The 16,246-nt window shown below is 43.7% G+C and carries 14 protein-coding genes; 10 read left to right on the top strand and 4 right to left on the bottom strand.

The annotated features are described in order from the left end of the window. Positions 1 to 52: 52 nt before the first annotated feature. Positions 53 to 448, top strand: coding sequence for a DnaJ family domain-containing protein (locus N8M93_RS09035; RefSeq protein ID WP_261131151.1), 396 nt, complete (start codon positions 53 to 55; stop codon positions 446 to 448). Positions 449 to 765: 317 nt separating this feature from the next. On the opposite strand, the gene N8M93_RS09030 is transcribed toward N8M93_RS09035, so the two are convergent. Together N8M93_RS09030 and N8M93_RS09025 are read right to left on the bottom strand one after the other, a co-directional pair. Next, entirely contained in the window at positions 766 to 1,611 is an 846-nt protein-coding gene (locus N8M93_RS09030; protein ID WP_261131149.1) for a glycerophosphodiester phosphodiesterase family protein, read from the bottom strand. Between the two features lie 237 nt (positions 1,612 to 1,848). Continuing rightward, the gene (locus N8M93_RS09025; protein WP_261131147.1) at positions 1,849 to 3,159 is read right to left on the bottom strand and encodes an NCS2 family permease; all 1,311 of its coding nucleotides are present in this window, start codon (positions 3,157 to 3,159) and stop codon (positions 1,849 to 1,851) included. Positions 3,160 to 3,347: 188 nt separating this feature from the next. Here N8M93_RS09025 and N8M93_RS09020 point away from each other — a divergent pair, with 188 nt between their 5' ends. Further along, on the top strand, positions 3,348 to 3,896 hold the full coding sequence (locus tag N8M93_RS09020; protein WP_261131146.1) for a YwhD family protein: 549 nt from the start codon (positions 3,348 to 3,350) through the stop codon (positions 3,894 to 3,896). A 364-nt stretch (positions 3,897 to 4,260) separates the two neighbouring features. Here the strand turns inward: N8M93_RS09020 and N8M93_RS09015 are convergent, their stop codons facing one another. Then, positions 4,261 to 6,330 carry a transglycosylase domain-containing protein gene (locus N8M93_RS09015; RefSeq protein ID WP_261131145.1) on the bottom strand — a complete coding sequence of 690 codons (2,070 nt, stop codon included), beginning with the start codon at positions 6,328 to 6,330 and terminating at the stop codon, positions 4,261 to 4,263. Between the two features lie 472 nt (positions 6,331 to 6,802). Here N8M93_RS09015 and speE point away from each other — a divergent pair, with 472 nt between their 5' ends. From speE to N8M93_RS08975, 8 genes are all read left to right on the top strand, one after another. Next, entirely contained in the window at positions 6,803 to 7,630 is an 828-nt protein-coding gene (gene speE / locus N8M93_RS09010) for a polyamine aminopropyltransferase (protein WP_261131144.1), read from the top strand. Positions 7,631 to 7,639: 9 nt separating this feature from the next. Beyond that, the gene (gene speB, locus N8M93_RS09005; protein WP_261131142.1) at positions 7,640 to 8,512 is read left to right on the top strand and encodes an agmatinase; all 873 of its coding nucleotides are present in this window, start codon (positions 7,640 to 7,642) and stop codon (positions 8,510 to 8,512) included. Between the two features lie 496 nt (positions 8,513 to 9,008). After that, complete coding sequence (locus N8M93_RS09000) at positions 9,009 to 11,177, top strand: PAS domain S-box protein (RefSeq protein ID WP_261131140.1); 2,169 nt, start codon at positions 9,009 to 9,011, stop codon at positions 11,175 to 11,177. Between the two features lie 215 nt (positions 11,178 to 11,392). Continuing rightward, positions 11,393 to 11,827: a DUF1934 domain-containing protein gene (locus N8M93_RS08995; RefSeq protein WP_261131138.1), complete on the top strand. Its 435-nt coding sequence runs from the start codon at positions 11,393 to 11,395 to the stop codon at positions 11,825 to 11,827. After that, entirely contained in the window at positions 11,824 to 13,494 is a 1,671-nt protein-coding gene (gene argS / locus N8M93_RS08990) for an arginine--tRNA ligase (protein WP_261131137.1), read from the top strand. The genes N8M93_RS08995 and argS overlap by 4 nt, the downstream gene beginning before the upstream one ends. Positions 13,495 to 13,812: 318 nt before the next feature. Continuing rightward, positions 13,813 to 13,986 carry a XapX domain-containing protein gene (locus N8M93_RS08985; RefSeq protein ID WP_261131135.1) on the top strand — a complete coding sequence of 58 codons (174 nt, stop codon included), beginning with the start codon at positions 13,813 to 13,815 and terminating at the stop codon, positions 13,984 to 13,986. Positions 13,987 to 14,068: 82 nt separating this feature from the next. Then, the gene (locus N8M93_RS08980) at positions 14,069 to 14,833 is read left to right on the top strand and encodes an alpha/beta fold hydrolase (RefSeq protein WP_261131134.1); all 765 of its coding nucleotides are present in this window, start codon (positions 14,069 to 14,071) and stop codon (positions 14,831 to 14,833) included. 65 nt (positions 14,834 to 14,898) lie between these two features. Then, a complete protein-coding gene (locus tag N8M93_RS08975) occupies positions 14,899 to 15,369 on the top strand; it encodes an RDD family protein (protein WP_261131132.1) in 471 nt (156 codons plus the stop codon). On the opposite strand, the gene N8M93_RS08970 is transcribed toward N8M93_RS08975, so the two are convergent. Continuing rightward, positions 15,370 to 16,098: a ZIP family metal transporter gene (locus tag N8M93_RS08970; protein WP_261131130.1), complete on the bottom strand. Its 729-nt coding sequence runs from the start codon at positions 16,096 to 16,098 to the stop codon at positions 15,370 to 15,372. Positions 16,099 to 16,246: the final 148 nt, after the last annotated feature.

Below are 16,246 nucleotides of genomic sequence, written 5' to 3'. Positions count from 1 at the left end.
TCTCTCCCGTATTACTAATAATAGGAATGATTATTAGCAGGGAGGGATCGACGTGAGTAAAGAAAATGAAGGGAAGAAAAAGCCTGAAGGTGATGAGATCCAGTATTCCGATCTGATTGGTGATATCATCAAACGTGCTGAACAGGAAGGTGCGTTTGATGATTTGCCTGGGAAGGGAAAACCGCTGAAGTTGGATGGGGACCATTCGTATAATCCTGATGGCCTGTTGAATAAGGTGATGAAGGACAATAATATCCTGCCGCCATGGATCCAGATGGATAAGGAAATTGAACGGATGAAAGAAGAATTGGCGTCCTACTCAAGTGAATATAATATCCGGAAGTCTGTCGAGGAAATCAACAAGAAAATTTTCAATTACAACCTGAGCTGCCCGCCACCTGCACAGAAACGAAAATTGAAATTGGAAGATTACTTGCCAGCGGAATAATATGCGTTTTGTAGATGTATTTTTGTTTTTGTAGTTAATTTTTCATTTTTGTAGATGACACCCCCATTTTTGTAGATAAATTCATATTTTTTGCATTTACCTTCGATTTTTGTAGATAACAACTGGTTTTCACATAGGTGACCGGCAGCATCCTCACTTTGAGGTCTCGAAATGTTCATTTTTTCCTAAAGTACAGCGGATTTCGTGAATTCAAAATAGAAATTCCCTATTTTCAATCAAAAAAGACCTGAATGGAAACATTATCTTCCATCAGGTCTTTCGTCTTTAAACTCCAGGTCAGCATTGAAGTGGTAAATCTACTGCTTTTTGTAATTCCTTGGTACATAATCAGGGTAATCGCTGATAATGCCGTCGACTCCAGCATCAAGAAGCGGCTGGACGTCTTCTTTTGCGCGGACCGTCCAGGGCATGACTCCCATGTCTAGAGCGTGGATACGGTCGACTAAAGCACGATCGATTTGATTTTTGTGCGGATTGACATAATCGGCATACGACTTGAATTCATTCAAGGATTCATCTGTAAGGTCGAGATAGTTGGAAGTAAGCACCCCGATCGGAACTTCAGGTAAAAGGTTGTGGAAGGTCTTCATTGATTCGAAATCAAAAGACTGGACAATGACGGAATTGTTTTCTGGCTGATCCATATTCCGTTCCTTCAATGCTTCCGCCACTTTTCTTTCAATACCGGGATAGTTAGAAGGAGCCTTCAGTTCAATCAAGAGTTTTGTTTTACCACGCATTCCATCCAGCACATCTTCAAATGTCGGAATCGGCTCACCTTCAAATTCAGGTGCAAACCATCCCCCTGCATCAAGGGCCCGAAGCTCTTCGTATGTAAAGTCACTTACTTTACCAGTGCCATCTGTTGTCCGGTCTACAGTAGTATCATGAATAACGACGAGTTCCCCATCCTTACTCATCTGTACATCCAATTCAACGTAATCTGCTTTCATCTCAAACGCTTTCCGGAAAGCAGCCATCGTATTTTCAGGTGCATAACCTGCAGCTCCGCGATGACCTACATTTTCGACATGTTCATGACCTACAGCAGCTGCGCGTTCGAGCGGTAATGCAAGAAGAACGGCAATAATAGAAAGAGTAAACAATGCCATTGCGAACCTTTTTCCTGTAAAAGTAAACATACGCTCATCCCCATTCAGGTAAGTTTTAAATACAGTACCTACACTAACGGGGTTCTTTTAACGTGGTATGAACCTGAATATAATTTTTATGGAGGATAAGGGGTACAAAGGCTGATGGTTTGTTACGGGAATGTTGACTGTAGGAAATTCGTGGCAATAACGTATACAGAAAATTTTCATAAAATAGGCAAAAGGAAAGGAATCGCACTCAGACGATTCCTTAATCAACTCTTTTAATTAATGCGGCACAAATGCCAATTGGATGAAGAATAATACGGCGAACAGCATGACGAGAGGATGAACTTCACGCCATTTGCCTCGAACGATTTTCAAAAGTGGATAAGAGATGAATCCAAGTGCGATTCCTGTTGCGATACTTGATGTAAGTGGCATCGTCAATATGATCAGGAACGCAGGGAAGGATTCGTCAAAAGTGTTCCAATCGATCTTCGAAAGGCTTGACAGCATGAAGCTACCAACGATGATCAAAGTTGGAGCAGTGATGGCAGCAAGTCCAGAAATCGCCCCTACCAGCGGAGCAAAGAACATTGCGACGATGAACAGGAATGCGACAACCATATTGGTCATTCCGGTACGACCGCCTGCTGCAACACCTGAGGATGACTCGATATAAGCACTTGTCGGGCTTGTTCCGAAAATCGCTCCAACAGAGGTAGCGACAGAATCCGCAAGAAGCGCTTGACGTGCACGCGGCATTTTATTCCCTTTCATCAAGCCAGCTTGTTCAGCTACCCCGATCATCGTCCCGGTCGTATCAAAAATCGTAACGAGCAGGAATGAAAATACAACAGCATAAAGACCATAGGTGAACATATCCGTGATAGCAGTAATCGGGTTTCCGAAAATGAAAGCATCCGGCATCGATGGTAATCCAACCACACCATCCTTAAATTCTAGCTGTCCAGTGAAATAAGCGATGGTTCCAGTGACAACCATCCCCAGGAACAAGGCACCGTTCACATTCAACGCCATCAGGATCAGTGTTACAGCAAGTCCAACTAAAGTTAAAATGACCTGTGGCGAGTGGAGATCCCCTAATCCGACAAGGTTCTGTGGATGGGAAACGACAAGACCAGTCAGTCTGAGACCTATGAATGCGATGAATAATCCAATTCCAGCAGTGATTCCGTGCTTCAGGTTCGAAGGGATCGCTTCAATCAGTTTTTCACGGAAAGGTGTCAGTGATAGGATCACGAACAAAATACCGGCAATGAACACTGCCCCGAACGCTATTTCATAAGAGACACCCATACCACCGACGACAGAATACGCAAAGTAGGCATTCAACCCCATTCCAGGCGCGATTGCGATCGGGTAGTTGGCGAACAAGCCCATCCAAAGCGTTCCCACGACAGTCGCAATGATCGTTGCCATGAACACAGCATCGAAAGGAGCACCGGCTTCACTTAAAATACCCGGGTTGACGACGACGATATAAACCATGGTCAAAAATGTCGTCAAACCAGCAATTAATTCGGTTCTAACGTTAGTTTGGTTTTCTTGTAGCTTAAAAAAGTTGGTAAACATAAGATATACCCCCAAAATACGAACAATTATAATAACCATCCATAATAATATTCGTTTTTAATTCAGAATGCAAGAGCTAATCCGTAATCATTCATAAGAACTGAATAGTATGATAAGATAAAATCATACATTATAGAGGATGTTCGTTTTTAGAAGATATAATTAGAGAATTATGGGAGGTTTTGGACGTGAAAGATCTCTTTGAAAACAATAACAATAAAAATAATGATGATGGCGGTAAAAAGCCGAAGAAAAAACAAGGATTTACAATATTAAGCGGAGATTCGACAGATGGACACGGCGGTTATGGTGTTGGCACAATCAACCTCAACAACCTGACGCCAATCTTTGTCGACCCTGCAGATGAAGAAGTTTTCGTTGATATGGGAGCATTGCACGCCAGAAGCTCGGTTGAGAAACGAATCAAATTTACGGCGAACCGAGAAGATGCACCGAATCCGAAACTGTACTGGCTCGTATGGGTGATGGTCGATTCTTCAAATGAAGGGCCGTTTTATGCCGGACTTGGAGCCTGTGAACTCCAGGTTGATGCAGAAGCAAGACGAGGCTATAAAAGCATGCCTGAACACGTGAACAATATGGATAAAGCACTTAAGAAAAAAGTCGTCGTCGACCGCATGGACGAAAAATCGAAAGCGTTGTTGAAAAAGTTTTTGATCGAACATAACGAGGAGTTCTGGGAACGGGCGAGCGAGGACGTGAAGAACGCCCTTTAAATCCTGTCTGCAGTCTTCTGCAACGCTCTTTTCTAAAAGATTGCTGCTTTTGAGTCATTTTTAAAAAACAACCTTGTGCAAGTTGATTGCAGAGTGCGAGACTACAAATAAACGACTTTCAAGAACAACAACGTTTCTGCCAAAACGTTGTAACTGAGATTTCTTTGAACAGTTTTTGAACAAAATGTGAAAAACCTGTGCGCCGAACTCGAAATCGAGTAAAATGAAAACTAGTTTTACACACATATTTACTAGGACAGAAAAAGGGATTGGCTCATCATGAGTCAATCCCTTTTTCGAGCCATACCTTCATGAACAGTTCAGACAATAACCCCAAAAAGGAAAAAGCGGACGAATCCGCTTTTCAACCTCTTATCCAGTTCCAAATCTTCTTGAAAAAGCCTTTTTCCTCTGTTGGTTTTGGAGAAACCGGCATTGTTTTTTCCTTATTGTCAGCATCACCTGTACAATACTTCGTAGGCTCTGTCCCTTCGATATAATACGAAAGCTTTTTTCCAGGACAGCTGTCACTCGCGAGCAAGCCTGTATCTGGATTGACATACACGCCGACCACATCCTTAGGCTTAGGGAATTGTGCGACCGGTCGCCCTGCCATCGCATCCTTCATGAAATGCCCCCAAATGTTTTTCGAGTAGAGGACATCATTGAACGGGTGTAATGTTTTACCTTTATCATATCCCGTCCATACACCAGTTACGAGCTGAGGCGTATAACCGATAATCCAGTTATCATAGTTGGTAGAGCCAGTTTTCCCGGCTGTCGGACGATCAACCAAACTGTTGATGGAAGCACCCGTGACTCGTGTATAGTCATTAAGACGTTCATCGAAAACGCCTTTCATCATGTCTGTCATCACATATGCGTATTCCGGCTCGACGACTCGCTTTTTCGCGATATCTTGCTCGTACACGACGTCTCCTTTATAGTCTACGATCTTTTTGATGAATCTTGGTTCTGTTTTTAAACCATTATTCGCAAATACACTGTATGCAGATGTCATCTCAAGGACCCCGACCGGCTTTGTACCGAGTGCTAACGACGGGAGCGGAGCCAGATCGCTTTTTATACCAAAATCCTTGGCCGTTTCAACTAACTGTTCAGGACCGATGAAGATGTTGGTCTTCACTGCATAAACGTTGTCAGAAACAGCAATCGCTTGAGCTAATGTAATGTTGTCATTGGCATAATGGTTGCCGAAATTTTCAGGTGTATACTCATTCTCTTCTCCTTCAAAGAACGTCGTCCTCTCGCTCATCAACAGACTAGAAGGTGTAAAACCATTCTTCAAAGCAGCGGTATAAAGAAATGGTTTGAATGTGGATCCAGGTGCTCGCCGTGCCTGGGTTGCGCGATTATAAGCGCTTTCCAGGTAATCCCTGCCGCCGACCATCGCTTTGATATCGCCGGATTTCGGATCTAAGGCGACCATGCCCACTTGTATATTCGAAGTTCTTGGAATCGATTTTTCAACCCAGTGCTCTGCTTTTTCCTGTAATTCCGGATCCAGGGTCGTATAGACGTGGTAACCGCCCAGCTTTACTTCTTCAGCATCCAATCCGATTTTATTTTTCAAAAGGTATTCGACTTCATCTTGAAAGTAAGATGCTTTTTCAACCGGCAAGTTCGCTTTCCCAACGATTTCTAATGGTTCTTCGTAGGCTTCAGCTGCTTCTTTTGCACTTGCCGCACCTGTAGCGACCATTGCATCAAGCACAATTTTTTGACGTTTTTTTGCACGATCCATATTGACGACTGGACTATAATAGGACGGTCCTTTAGGAATACCAGCCAGCATGCTTGATTCAGCCAAGTTCAAATCTTTCGCAGATTTCCCGTAGTAATATTGAGAGGCTGCTTCGATCCCGTAATTCCCATGTCCGTAATAGATGGTGTTCAAATAACCTTGAAGGATTTCATCTTTTGTATAGTTGGCTTCGATCCTTGCTGCATAAATGGCTTCTTTCAGCTTCCGTTCCCACGTTTTATCTGGCGCAAGGAATAGATTCCGAGAGTACTGCTGCGTGATCGTGCTCGCGCCCTGCACTTTAGAGCCTGCCCGGATGTCCGCCAGAATGGCAGCCGCGATCCTTTTATAATCAAATCCATGGTGGCTATAGAATCTCCTATCCTCAACAGCAACCGTCGCTTCTGTCATATAGGGGGAAATATTGTCAAGTTTTATCCAGAAGCGATTTTGACCAAGTGGTTCATACTCCCCGATGATCGAATCATCTGATCCATAAAAGACCGTTGTCTGAGGAACTTTCAACGGTGGAGGGCCAATGAGATTGATCGTGATAAGGAATATGGAACCGATCAATAGAACAGGCAATGAAAATATCAATAATGTACGAAGCCAGAGCCAAACGATTTTCCATGTTCTCATCAGACGATCGACCGTTATGACTTCCATGACATGTCCCCCCTTTACTCACGTATCTCTACACGATTGGATAGGATAACTTTTCAGTAAAATGACGAATCCAATGCAGTAGAAAAGTTTAAGAAGATAGTATAAGTTCTACCGATGGCTCAGCCTACGCTAAGGCTTGGCTTTGCCAAGTTTTCTTTACTAGTATGGGAGGGTTCTAAGGATTCTAAACGTTGACATGAAAGAGTCTGTTAAAATTTAGCTATAAAATTCTCTTGCAAAAATAGGGCAATCGAGTATACTTTTCTTGCACATTATGAATTTGGAAGTTTCAAATGGATGACTGAGGGAAACGGACAATAGATGATCGATTATGGAACAGAGTCAGATTGAATTTCGAAACTGGTCAAATCCTTGTGATACAATGCGAAATGAGATTTAAAAAAGTCTAAGAAATTTCCTGATTAAAAATAAAATTTTGCAAAGCTTAAGAAATAAAAATGAGGTGAATGGAATGGAATTATGGTATACCGAAAAACAAACAGAGAAGTTCGGCATCACTGCGAAAATCAAGCAGACATTACATACGGAACAAACGGATTTTCAACGTTTGGACATGATCGAAACAGAAGAGTTTGGTAACATGCTTGTTCTGGACGGCATGGTCATGACGACACAGAAGGATGAATTCGTCTATCACGAAATGGTCGCTCACGTTCCTCTTTTTACACACCCGAATCCGAAACACGTCCTTGTTGTCGGCGGTGGAGATGGCGGTGTGATCCGTGAGGTGTTGAAGCATCCTTCCGTGGAAAAAGCAGTCCTTGTTGAAATTGATGGAAAAGTCATCGAGTATTCGAAAAAGTACTTGCCTGAAATCGCCGGGGATCTGGATGATCCACGTGTTGATGTACAAGTGGATGACGGATTCATGCACATCGCCAAAAGTGAAAACGAGTATGATGTCATCATGGTCGATTCGACTGAGCCAGTCGGTCCAGCAGCTAAATTGTTTGAAAAAGGCTTCTATGAGGGGATTTCAAAAGCCTTGAAAGAGGATGGTGTATTCGTTGCGCAGACCGACAACCCTTGGTTTAAAGCGGATCTCATTTCTCAAGTGCACCGTGATGTGAAAGAGATTTTCCCTGTAACGCGGCTTTATACAGCGAACATCCCGACTTATCCAAGTGGTTTATGGACGTTCACGATCGGATCGAAAAAACAGGATCCTTTGAAAGTGGAGGAAGAACGTTTTCATGAAATCGACACGAAGTACTATACAAAAGAACTGCATACTGCATCATTCGCACTCCCTAAATTCGTCCGGGATTTAGTCGAGTAGGAGGAAGCCATGAGATTTGAAGAAGCTTATTCAGGAAATGTGTTCATAAAGAGTCATCCTAGTTTCGAGGATAGTGAAGCGGTCATCTACGGGATGCCGATGGACTGGACGGTCAGTTTCCGCCCTGGTTCAAGATTTGGCCCTGCTAAAATCCGTGAAGTCTCACTCGGCCTCGAAGAATATAGCCCGTACATGGATCGTGAGCTAGAGGATGTCCGGTTTTATGATGCAGGGGACATTCCGCTGCCGTTTGGAAATCCGCAGCGTAGTATCGATATGATCGAGGAATATGTAGGGAAAATTTTAGACGCGGGGAAGTTTCCGCTTGGAATCGGCGGAGAGCACCTTGTTTCATGGCCGGTCTTTAAAGCGCTTCATAAAAAGTACGACGATTTTGCAATCATCCATATCGATGCCCATACCGATCTGCGTGAAGACTATGAAGGGGAGCCTTTATCCCATTCGACACCGATCCGAAAAGCGTGTGAGCTCATCGGACCGGAGAATGTCTATTCGTTTGGAATCCGATCTGGGATGAAAGAGGAATTCCAGTATGCGAAAGAGTCAGGCATGCATCTGTCGAAGTTCGAGGTTGCGGAACCGTTGAAGACCGTACTACCGGAGCTTGCCGGCCGCAATGTTTATGTGACGATCGATATCGATGTGCTTGACCCTGCCCATGCTCCAGGAACAGGAACAGCAGAAGCAGGCGGCATCACTTCGAAAGAACTTCTGGAAGCGATCGTGCTGATTGCGAAGTCAGATGTGACCGTTATCGGTGCAGACATTGTCGAAGTCGCACCTGTTTATGACCATTCCGAACAAACACCAATTGCCGCAAGCAAATTCATTAGAGAAATGCTGCTCGGCTGGGTGAAATAAGTGAGCTTGAAATTAAAACCCTTTTAGAAAGATGAACGCTTTCTGAAAGGGTTTTTACTCGTTTGAAAATCCTAAACAAGTAGGGTAGCCGAAAAAATAGAGGACACGCGAGACCTTATTTACCTCAAAAGCTTCTGGTTTGGAAAAATAGAGGACACCAGAGACCTTATTCGGCTGAAATCATCAGAAAATGGTCGGTAATTTCACGAATAGCGGAACAGTTGTCCTCTAATTTTTGGAATCCCCTCTATTTGCCACGAATAGCGGAACAGTTGTCTTCTAATTATTTTTTATGACAAAGGCAAACAAGTGCCAGATACCGTGGATATTGCTATAAAAATTATCGCTTGATGACAAATGGGAAGCGGGAGAAGGAGATTACTTGCAAAAGTCTAATTAGTTAGGTAGGAAAAATAATCGGTGGCTTGTACTATGCCACGATTATATTTACATAAGTTTGTATACATGACTTAAGTGAGATAAAGGAGCAAGTACCGTGCAAAGGACACCTTCCGCATTAATGGAGCTCAACCAAACAATCATCGATCAACTGTCGGACGGCTTTTTACAGATCAATCCAGATGGTTCAATTCAATATGCCAACCAAACGATCATAAGCTGGATAGGCATAGAAAACGAAGGACTTATCGGGAGAAATATCCTTCAATTCTTTCCGAGCCTGGAATTCAGCAGTCGTTATGAAGATGGCTGGTTCGAGACGGAGGCAGTGGGGCTCGATCGACAAGGATGCTCTGCTGAAATCTACATTTCAAAAAATATGAACGGTTGTATCGATCTGCTTGTGCGAAAAATAGAGCCCCTGACGGCGGAGCCGGAAGATGAACGCCCGCCTCCTCATCATGAAAGCGGATTGCGATCGTTGAATCAAGAAACATATGAGTCCCTTTTTCATCAGAACATTGTGCCGATCTTTTCAATAGATTTGGAGGGGCGGATCACTAATGCTAATCCTGCTGTCCAAAATGTCCTTGGATTCAAAAAAGAGGAGCTTGTCGGAAAGGATGTCTTTAACGCACTCATCACCAGCTATGATGTGGATATGGACACATGTCTTAAAAATGTCCTGAAAGGAAAACGTATTACAACGGACTTATCGCTTAAAACAAGCAATGGGGAGGTAGTCGATTTCCAATTCTCCCATCTGCCTATATATACTGAACATAAGGTTTCTGGCGCTTTTTGCTTTGCGATGAATAATTCGGCACTGCATCAAGCGCAACAAGCATTGCTTGAATCTGAACATCGTTACAGACAACTTGTCGAACACTCCCCTGATCCGGTGTGTCTTCATGATTCGGAAAGAGTTTTGTATGTAAATGATGTGGCTGTCGAGATGCTCGGAATCGAGGACAAATCCGAGATCATCGGGAAACTCCCTTCCCAATTCATTCATCCGGATTATCGGGAAGAGTCACAAGAGCGCGTTCGAAACGTGATGCAAGGAAAACGATATACGCAATTATTTCCGATCAAATTCGTACGGCCGGATGGACAGATTCTAGAAGCTGAAGGGAAATCAATCCCGATTAAAGAGAATGGGAACACTTATGTTCTCGCTGTGTTCAGGGACGTCACCGAAAAAAATTCAGCTAAAAAATCGCTTCTCCATAGTGAAAGACGTTACCGATCCCTCTTTCAACATAATCCAGACGGCATCTATTCTATCAATCTCAACGGTGAATTGACATCCGTCAACCCAGCGATCGTTACTATCACAGGATTTACGGAAGAAGAACAGATTGGAAGGCAATATACCGATTTCCTGCTGGTGGATGAAAAAGAGAAAGTCGTCGCTAATTACGAAAAGATCTTTCAAGGCGAAACAGTGAAGTTCGAGAAACATATGACGCGTAAGGATGGTGAAACGATCACTGTACGGGTTGTCGGATTCCCGATGATCGTCGACGATGAAATCATCGGTATGTATGGGATTCTACGGGATATTTCTGATGAGAAAAAGTCACAGGAGTTGCTCCGGCGATCAGAAAAACTGACCGTCGTGGGGGAGCTGGCAGCAGCAATCGCCCATGAAATCAGAAATCCGTTGACTTCAATCAAAGGGTTTGTCCAGATGATGGAGAACGGGCTTGAGGAGGAGGAGCTTTATTATCAGATCGTCCTGTCCGAGCTGGACCGGATCGAACAGATCATCAGTGAACTGCTTTTGCTGGCGAAACCACAAAGCATCTGCTTCGAGAAAAAGAGGGCAGGCAACCTTATTCGTCATGTTTTGAAGCTATTAGAAGGACAGGCAAACCTTTATAATATCCAATTCATCACTGATCTGGAGGCGGATGCTGCAAAGATAGATTGCGAAGAGAATCAATTAAAGCAAGTTTTCATCAATTTGATCAAAAATGCGATCGAAGTCATGCCGGATGGAGGAAAGATTTTCATCTCGTCAAGAATGAGAAAGGATGGGAAACTTCTTGTCAGAATCAAAGACCAGGGTCCTGGCATTCCAAAGGACCGCATGTCGAGACTAGGGGAACCTTTTTACACGACAAAAGAAAAGGGCACAGGTTTGGGATTGATGGTCAGCTTCAAGATCATCAAAGATCATAAAGGAACGATCCATTTTTCCAGCAGTGAAGAGGAAGGTACCACAGTCGAGGTAGTTCTGCCGCTATCCGTTGATGGTTAACGGATATCCTGTGTATCGCTGCCCGATACGAGGCCGATACAGAGACGATTTCACGCGTATCGCTACCCGATACGGAGCAAGAATCACCCAATAAGAAGAATCGAACTTCATTTATAGTAAAATTTTCCGATGAAACGTCTTAGCGCTGAACCTTGAAAGAGGAGGAGCTTTTTTATTATAATGGGTAAGTTAATGAAGAGAAGGGTGTGGACAGTATGAATATGACGATCCCTATCGAAGTCGAGCTACATACGAAAATCACTGAGTCAGGTACAACAGAAGATTCTTCATTATCTTCGAGTGGAACGTTATACAGGAAAAATGATGCTGTCTACCTTCGCTATGAAGAAGTAATCAATGAAGCGGACAAAGTGAATACGACGATAAAAATTCAAAACGATGAGATCACCATCATCCGCCAGGGAGCAGTTTCTATGCGACAGCGTTTTATTCCTGGAGCCGAAAAGGAAGGGACCTATGGCAGTCCTTATGGTCCGATCCAGATCGCGACCCGGACGGAAAAGGTGGATTTCGATTGGAACGAAGCAGAACTGAAGGGTCATTTATCAATGGAATATCAGGTGCTCTTCCAGGGTGAAGAGGCTGGCTACCACCAAATGCTTATCAAGCTGAGAGGGGAAGAAAGATGACGATTGTAGAACAGGTGAAGGAACAACTGAAAAACGAAATTGCCGATTCGGTCGTAAAAGCTGGTTTGGCAACAGAAGATCAGCTCCCAGAAGTTGTTCTTGAGCTTCCGAAGAACAAAGACCATGGAGATTTCGCGACGAACATGGCGATGCAGCTCGCGCGTATTGCAAAAAAAGCACCTCGTCAAATTGCTGAAGAAATGGTTGCGAACTTCGATCAAACGAAAGCCTCGATTGAAAAAATCGAAATCGCAGGACCTGGTTTCATTAATTTTTATCTGGACAACCATTACTTGACCAACCTGATCCCTGCGATCATCGAAGCAGGCGATAAATACGGGGATACTGAAACAGGACAGAAAAAGAAGGTCCAGATCGAATTCGTTTCCGCCAACCCGACAGGAAGCCTGCATCTTGGCCATGCTCGCGGAGCAGCCGTAGGAGATACACTTTGTAACATTCTCGATAAAGCAGGTTATGATGTTTCTCGGGAATATTATATCAATGATGCCGGGAATCAAATTCACAACCTGGCGTTATCTCTTGAAACCCGTTATCTACAGACTCTAGGCCATGAAGCTGAAATGCCGGAAGACGGGTATTACGGCAAAGATATCATCAAGTTCGCGGAAGAGGTAGCAGAAAAGGATGGCGACAAATATGTCACCTTGAACCAGGAAGAACGCTTACGATTTTTCAGGGAATTTGGCCTTGAAAAACAACTGGATAAAATCAAGGAAGATCTGGCAGCATTCCGTGTCCTCTTTGATGAATGGTATTCCGAAACATCTCTTTATACATCCGGCAAAATAGATGAAACACTTGAATTACTGAAAGAAAAAGGCGTCACCTATGAGAAAGATGGTGCGACATGGTTCAGGACTACCGATTATGGAGACGACAAAGATCGGGTACTGATCAAGAATGACGGAACTTATACCTATTTGACACCTGACATGGCGTATCACTTCGATAAGTTCAAGCGAGGCTTTGAAACAGTCATCAACATCTGGGGTGCAGACCATCACGGTTATATCCCGCGTATGAAGGCTGCAGTTGAGGCTCTTGGCTATGAGCGTGATCAGCTCGAAGTCCAGATCATCCAGCTCGTCAGTCTTTTCCAGAACGGTGAAAAAGTGAAGATGAGTAAACGGACTGGTAAGGCTGTTACATTGCGGGAACTGATGGATGAAGTCGGCATCGATGCCATGCGGTATTTCTTCGCAATGCGCAGCTCCGATTCCCATCTCGATTTCGATATGGATCTTGCTGTATCCCGTTCCAACGAAAATCCGGTCTATTACATTCAATACGCGCATGCCCGCGTCTGCAGCATGCTTCGTCAAGGAAAAGAAAAAGGCTATTCATTCGAGGAACAAGTGGACTTTTCCACGATTCGTTCAGAAAAAGAATATGATCTGTTGAAAAAGCTAGGGGAGTTCCCTGAAGCGGTAGAAGAGGCTGCATTGTCCTTGTCGACGCAACGGATGACGAACTACTTGTTTGAGCTTGCCTCGACACTCCACAGCTTCTATAACGCAGAACGAGTTCTTGATGATGAAAACCCTGAACAAAGTAAAGCAAGATATGCGTTGATGAAAGCCGTTCAGCAAACAATCAAGAACGGAACAGAATTGATTGGGGTTTCTGCACCAGAAAAAATGTAAGGACATATTTCACAATGCTCTCTGTCATACTATATAGCAGAGAGCATTATCTTTTTAAAAGAAGGTTGTTTTTCAAATGACAGGTTTTTAGAATTCGGGAATATCTTCGTTTTCCGCGGGCAATCTGCAAGCCTTCAGCTCAGGACTGGTGGTATTTAGTCGAAGATCCTTAATTCGTTTGCGGGGTCTGGCTTAGCTTTTCCTGTAGGAGTCTCGTACATTTCCACTCCAATAGGTTTTCATCTCATTTTATCAGTACACAATTCGAGTAAACGACTTTCTTTAGACGGCAAGGAAATACACTGGAGGATTTTTCATATGAAAATTGCATTATTATCAATATTGTGCGGCTTCATCGTTGGGGTCGTATTCGCTGCCTTCAAGCTACCGATCCCTGCTCCGCCAGCACTTGCAGGCATCCTTGGGATTGTTGGAATCTATCTCGGCTATAAGTTCGTCATCACGGTAATGCCTCTGCTATTAAATGGATAGCCACTGTCATCAACGTCGCGGTTTTTAATTGATATTCAACCAAAACGTTGTGGCAGAGCCAGATGAAAAGGGGATTACCTAGATGTCTGTTCAATTGGTATTAGGCCGTAAAATAAGTATAGAGGGTAAGGGAGAAGGGATTCCGATCGTTTTCCTTCATCCTCCTGGGCTTGGGAAAAGTGTATTCATGCATCAGTTACATTTATCCTCCTCTTATCGGATCATCACTTATGATATGTGTGGGCACGGATTCAGTGACGCGACAAATGGAAAAGTCACCATCGAAAGTCTGACTGAGGAATTGCTTTTATTGCTGGATCAATTAAATGTGGAAAAAGCGATCATTTGCGGATATTCTGCAGGTGGGTCGGTCGCGCAGCATTTTGCAATCACCCATCCTGACCGGGTTCTCGGTCTCATTTTAAGCGGGGGTTTTCCTTATGTGAGATCATTCTTGAAAGCTGAATTCCTTGCGGGGATGAAGCTATTGGAATTTTCACCTGTTCTTCTTTCGAAAATTCTAGTGATAAGTCATGGGAAAAAGAAGGAAGAACAAGAGCTCCTGTGGAAAACAGTGAGTAAGACAAATCAGAAAAATTGGTACGACTTCTATCAAGCCTCATACACCTATTCCTGCCTGAATCAATTATCGCACATTTCAGTTCCGGTACTCGTGATTTATGGAGATCGTGTTGTGCATATCAAAATCTTCGAAGAAGTGTACAGACACCATTTGCAGCAGCCGCACATCGCTATTGTCAAGAATGCATTCCACGAAGTACCGATCCGTAAGTGGAACATCTTCAACCATCTAGTCCATGAATTCATCAGTTCAGAAATAAGATGACGATATATTATCCAGTCAATCGCATACAGTAGTTAAACAAGCTGTACTTCGAGGAGGAGAAGCGGATGGACGAAGTGAAGAGACATCGGCGTCCAAGTGTCCAAGTATATGCATCTTTAACGCAGCGGGCATTGGCTATGATTGTAGATCTGGTTATCGTAACGGCTCCTTTGAGTGTTATCAGTTTTCTCGTTTTTGGAACTTGGAGAGGGGATTGGATCACGGTTGCTGTAGAAATCTTTTATTGGTTGATCATTCCGGTTTTGACCGGTGGATACACGATTGGAAAATGGATGGCTGGGATCCGTATCGAAATGCGAAAAGGAACCGATCCCGGAATTTTATGTATGATCCTCCGATATGGAGTAGTTCCACTCTTTTACGTGATTTCATTTGGGTTGCTGCTTCTCGTCAGTATAGGAATGATGATGATACGACCTGATCGGAAATCATTACATGACGTCATTGCGAATACAGTCGTGGTGAAGGACTCTGTTCCGAAATATGCACAACAGCACTCGAAGGTATCCGCATGATCATTGGAGCTGAATGAGAACAAGCGAGATCAGAAGACCAAGTGAAGTGATGAAACCGACGAGCGGGCCGCCTTTCTTGAATGCCTCAGGCACCATCGTATCAACGACCATCGCAGTGATTCCGCCAGCTGCAAAGGCATTGATGACTGAAATCGTTTCAGGCATCGCATTCTTTAGAAATAAATAGCCGGCAAGAGCACTTAATCCTGTCAACACAAAGACGGTGGCCCACATACTGAGTATCTTCGTGTGTGAGTAACCGTTCTTTTTTAATCCGACGGTACTGGAAAGGCCTTCAGGAAAATTGCTGATGAAAACAGCAATGAAAAACAACCAGCCGATTTTACCCTGTTGTAAAATATTGACCCCGATGATGATTGATTCCGGTATTGCATCCAACAACGTTCCGAAAAAGATCGCCAACCCTGAATGGTCCTGTGGGTTACGATCAGAGCTTTTCCGCTTGTGTCCACCTTTTTTGTATAAATAGAGGTTGAAGCTTGTGAACACGATACTTCCGCATAAAAATCCAATTGTCGTAGCTATGATTCCCCCTCTTTCAACAGATTCGGCCAGAAGCTCAAAGGCGGCAGCACCAAGTAAGATTCCTGCACCGAAAGCCATGATCATCGCAATATATTTTTCGCGGAATTTGACATTGAGGCCGGTCAATGCACCAAGGAAAACTGACGAACCAGCAATCGCTCCCACAATTAAGGCGAGCCACATCACACTTCATCCTTTTTGTTTAAATTTCATGGTTATTTCTTTGTGGACCATTTAATTTTTGTAAGCTTTTGTTGATGAACGAATTTACGATATTCCTGTGGAAAAAGCGATCCCAGAAGAGAACCCGCAGTATACGTGCAAGTGAGCA

This window comes from Bacillus sp. Marseille-Q3570 (assembly GCF_946151055.1).
Taxonomy (GTDB): Bacteria; Bacillota; Bacilli; order Bacillales; family Fictibacillaceae; genus Pseudalkalibacillus.
Note: the sequence above shows the minus strand (reverse complement) of the source record. Positions and strands in the feature narration are given on the sequence as shown.

Excerpts from the sequence above, each read along its gene's own strand:
- N8M93_RS09025 (WP_261131147.1), bottom strand. The coding sequence starts at position 3,159 with ATGTTTACCAACTTTTTTAAGCTACAAGAAAACCAAACTAACGTTAGA.
- N8M93_RS08995 (WP_261131138.1), top strand. The coding sequence starts at position 11,393 with ATGAATATGACGATCCCTATCGAAGTCGAGCTACATACGAAAATCACT.
- argS (WP_261131137.1), top strand. The coding sequence starts at position 11,824 with ATGACGATTGTAGAACAGGTGAAGGAACAACTGAAAAACGAAATTGCC.
- N8M93_RS08975 (WP_261131132.1), top strand. The coding sequence starts at position 14,899 with ATGGACGAAGTGAAGAGACATCGGCGTCCAAGTGTCCAAGTATATGCA.
- N8M93_RS08980 (WP_261131134.1), top strand. The coding sequence starts at position 14,069 with ATGTCTGTTCAATTGGTATTAGGCCGTAAAATAAGTATAGAGGGTAAG.
- N8M93_RS09015 (WP_261131145.1), bottom strand. The coding sequence starts at position 6,330 with ATGGAAGTCATAACGGTCGATCGTCTGATGAGAACATGGAAAATCGTT.
- speB (WP_261131142.1), top strand. The coding sequence starts at position 7,640 with ATGAGATTTGAAGAAGCTTATTCAGGAAATGTGTTCATAAAGAGTCAT.
- speE (WP_261131144.1), top strand. The coding sequence starts at position 6,803 with ATGGAATTATGGTATACCGAAAAACAAACAGAGAAGTTCGGCATCACT.
- N8M93_RS08985 (WP_261131135.1), top strand. The coding sequence starts at position 13,813 with ATGAAAATTGCATTATTATCAATATTGTGCGGCTTCATCGTTGGGGTC.
- N8M93_RS09030 (WP_261131149.1), bottom strand. The coding sequence starts at position 1,611 with ATGTTTACTTTTACAGGAAAAAGGTTCGCAATGGCATTGTTTACTCTT.
- N8M93_RS08970 (WP_261131130.1), bottom strand. The coding sequence starts at position 16,098 with ATGTGGCTCGCCTTAATTGTGGGAGCGATTGCTGGTTCGTCAGTTTTC.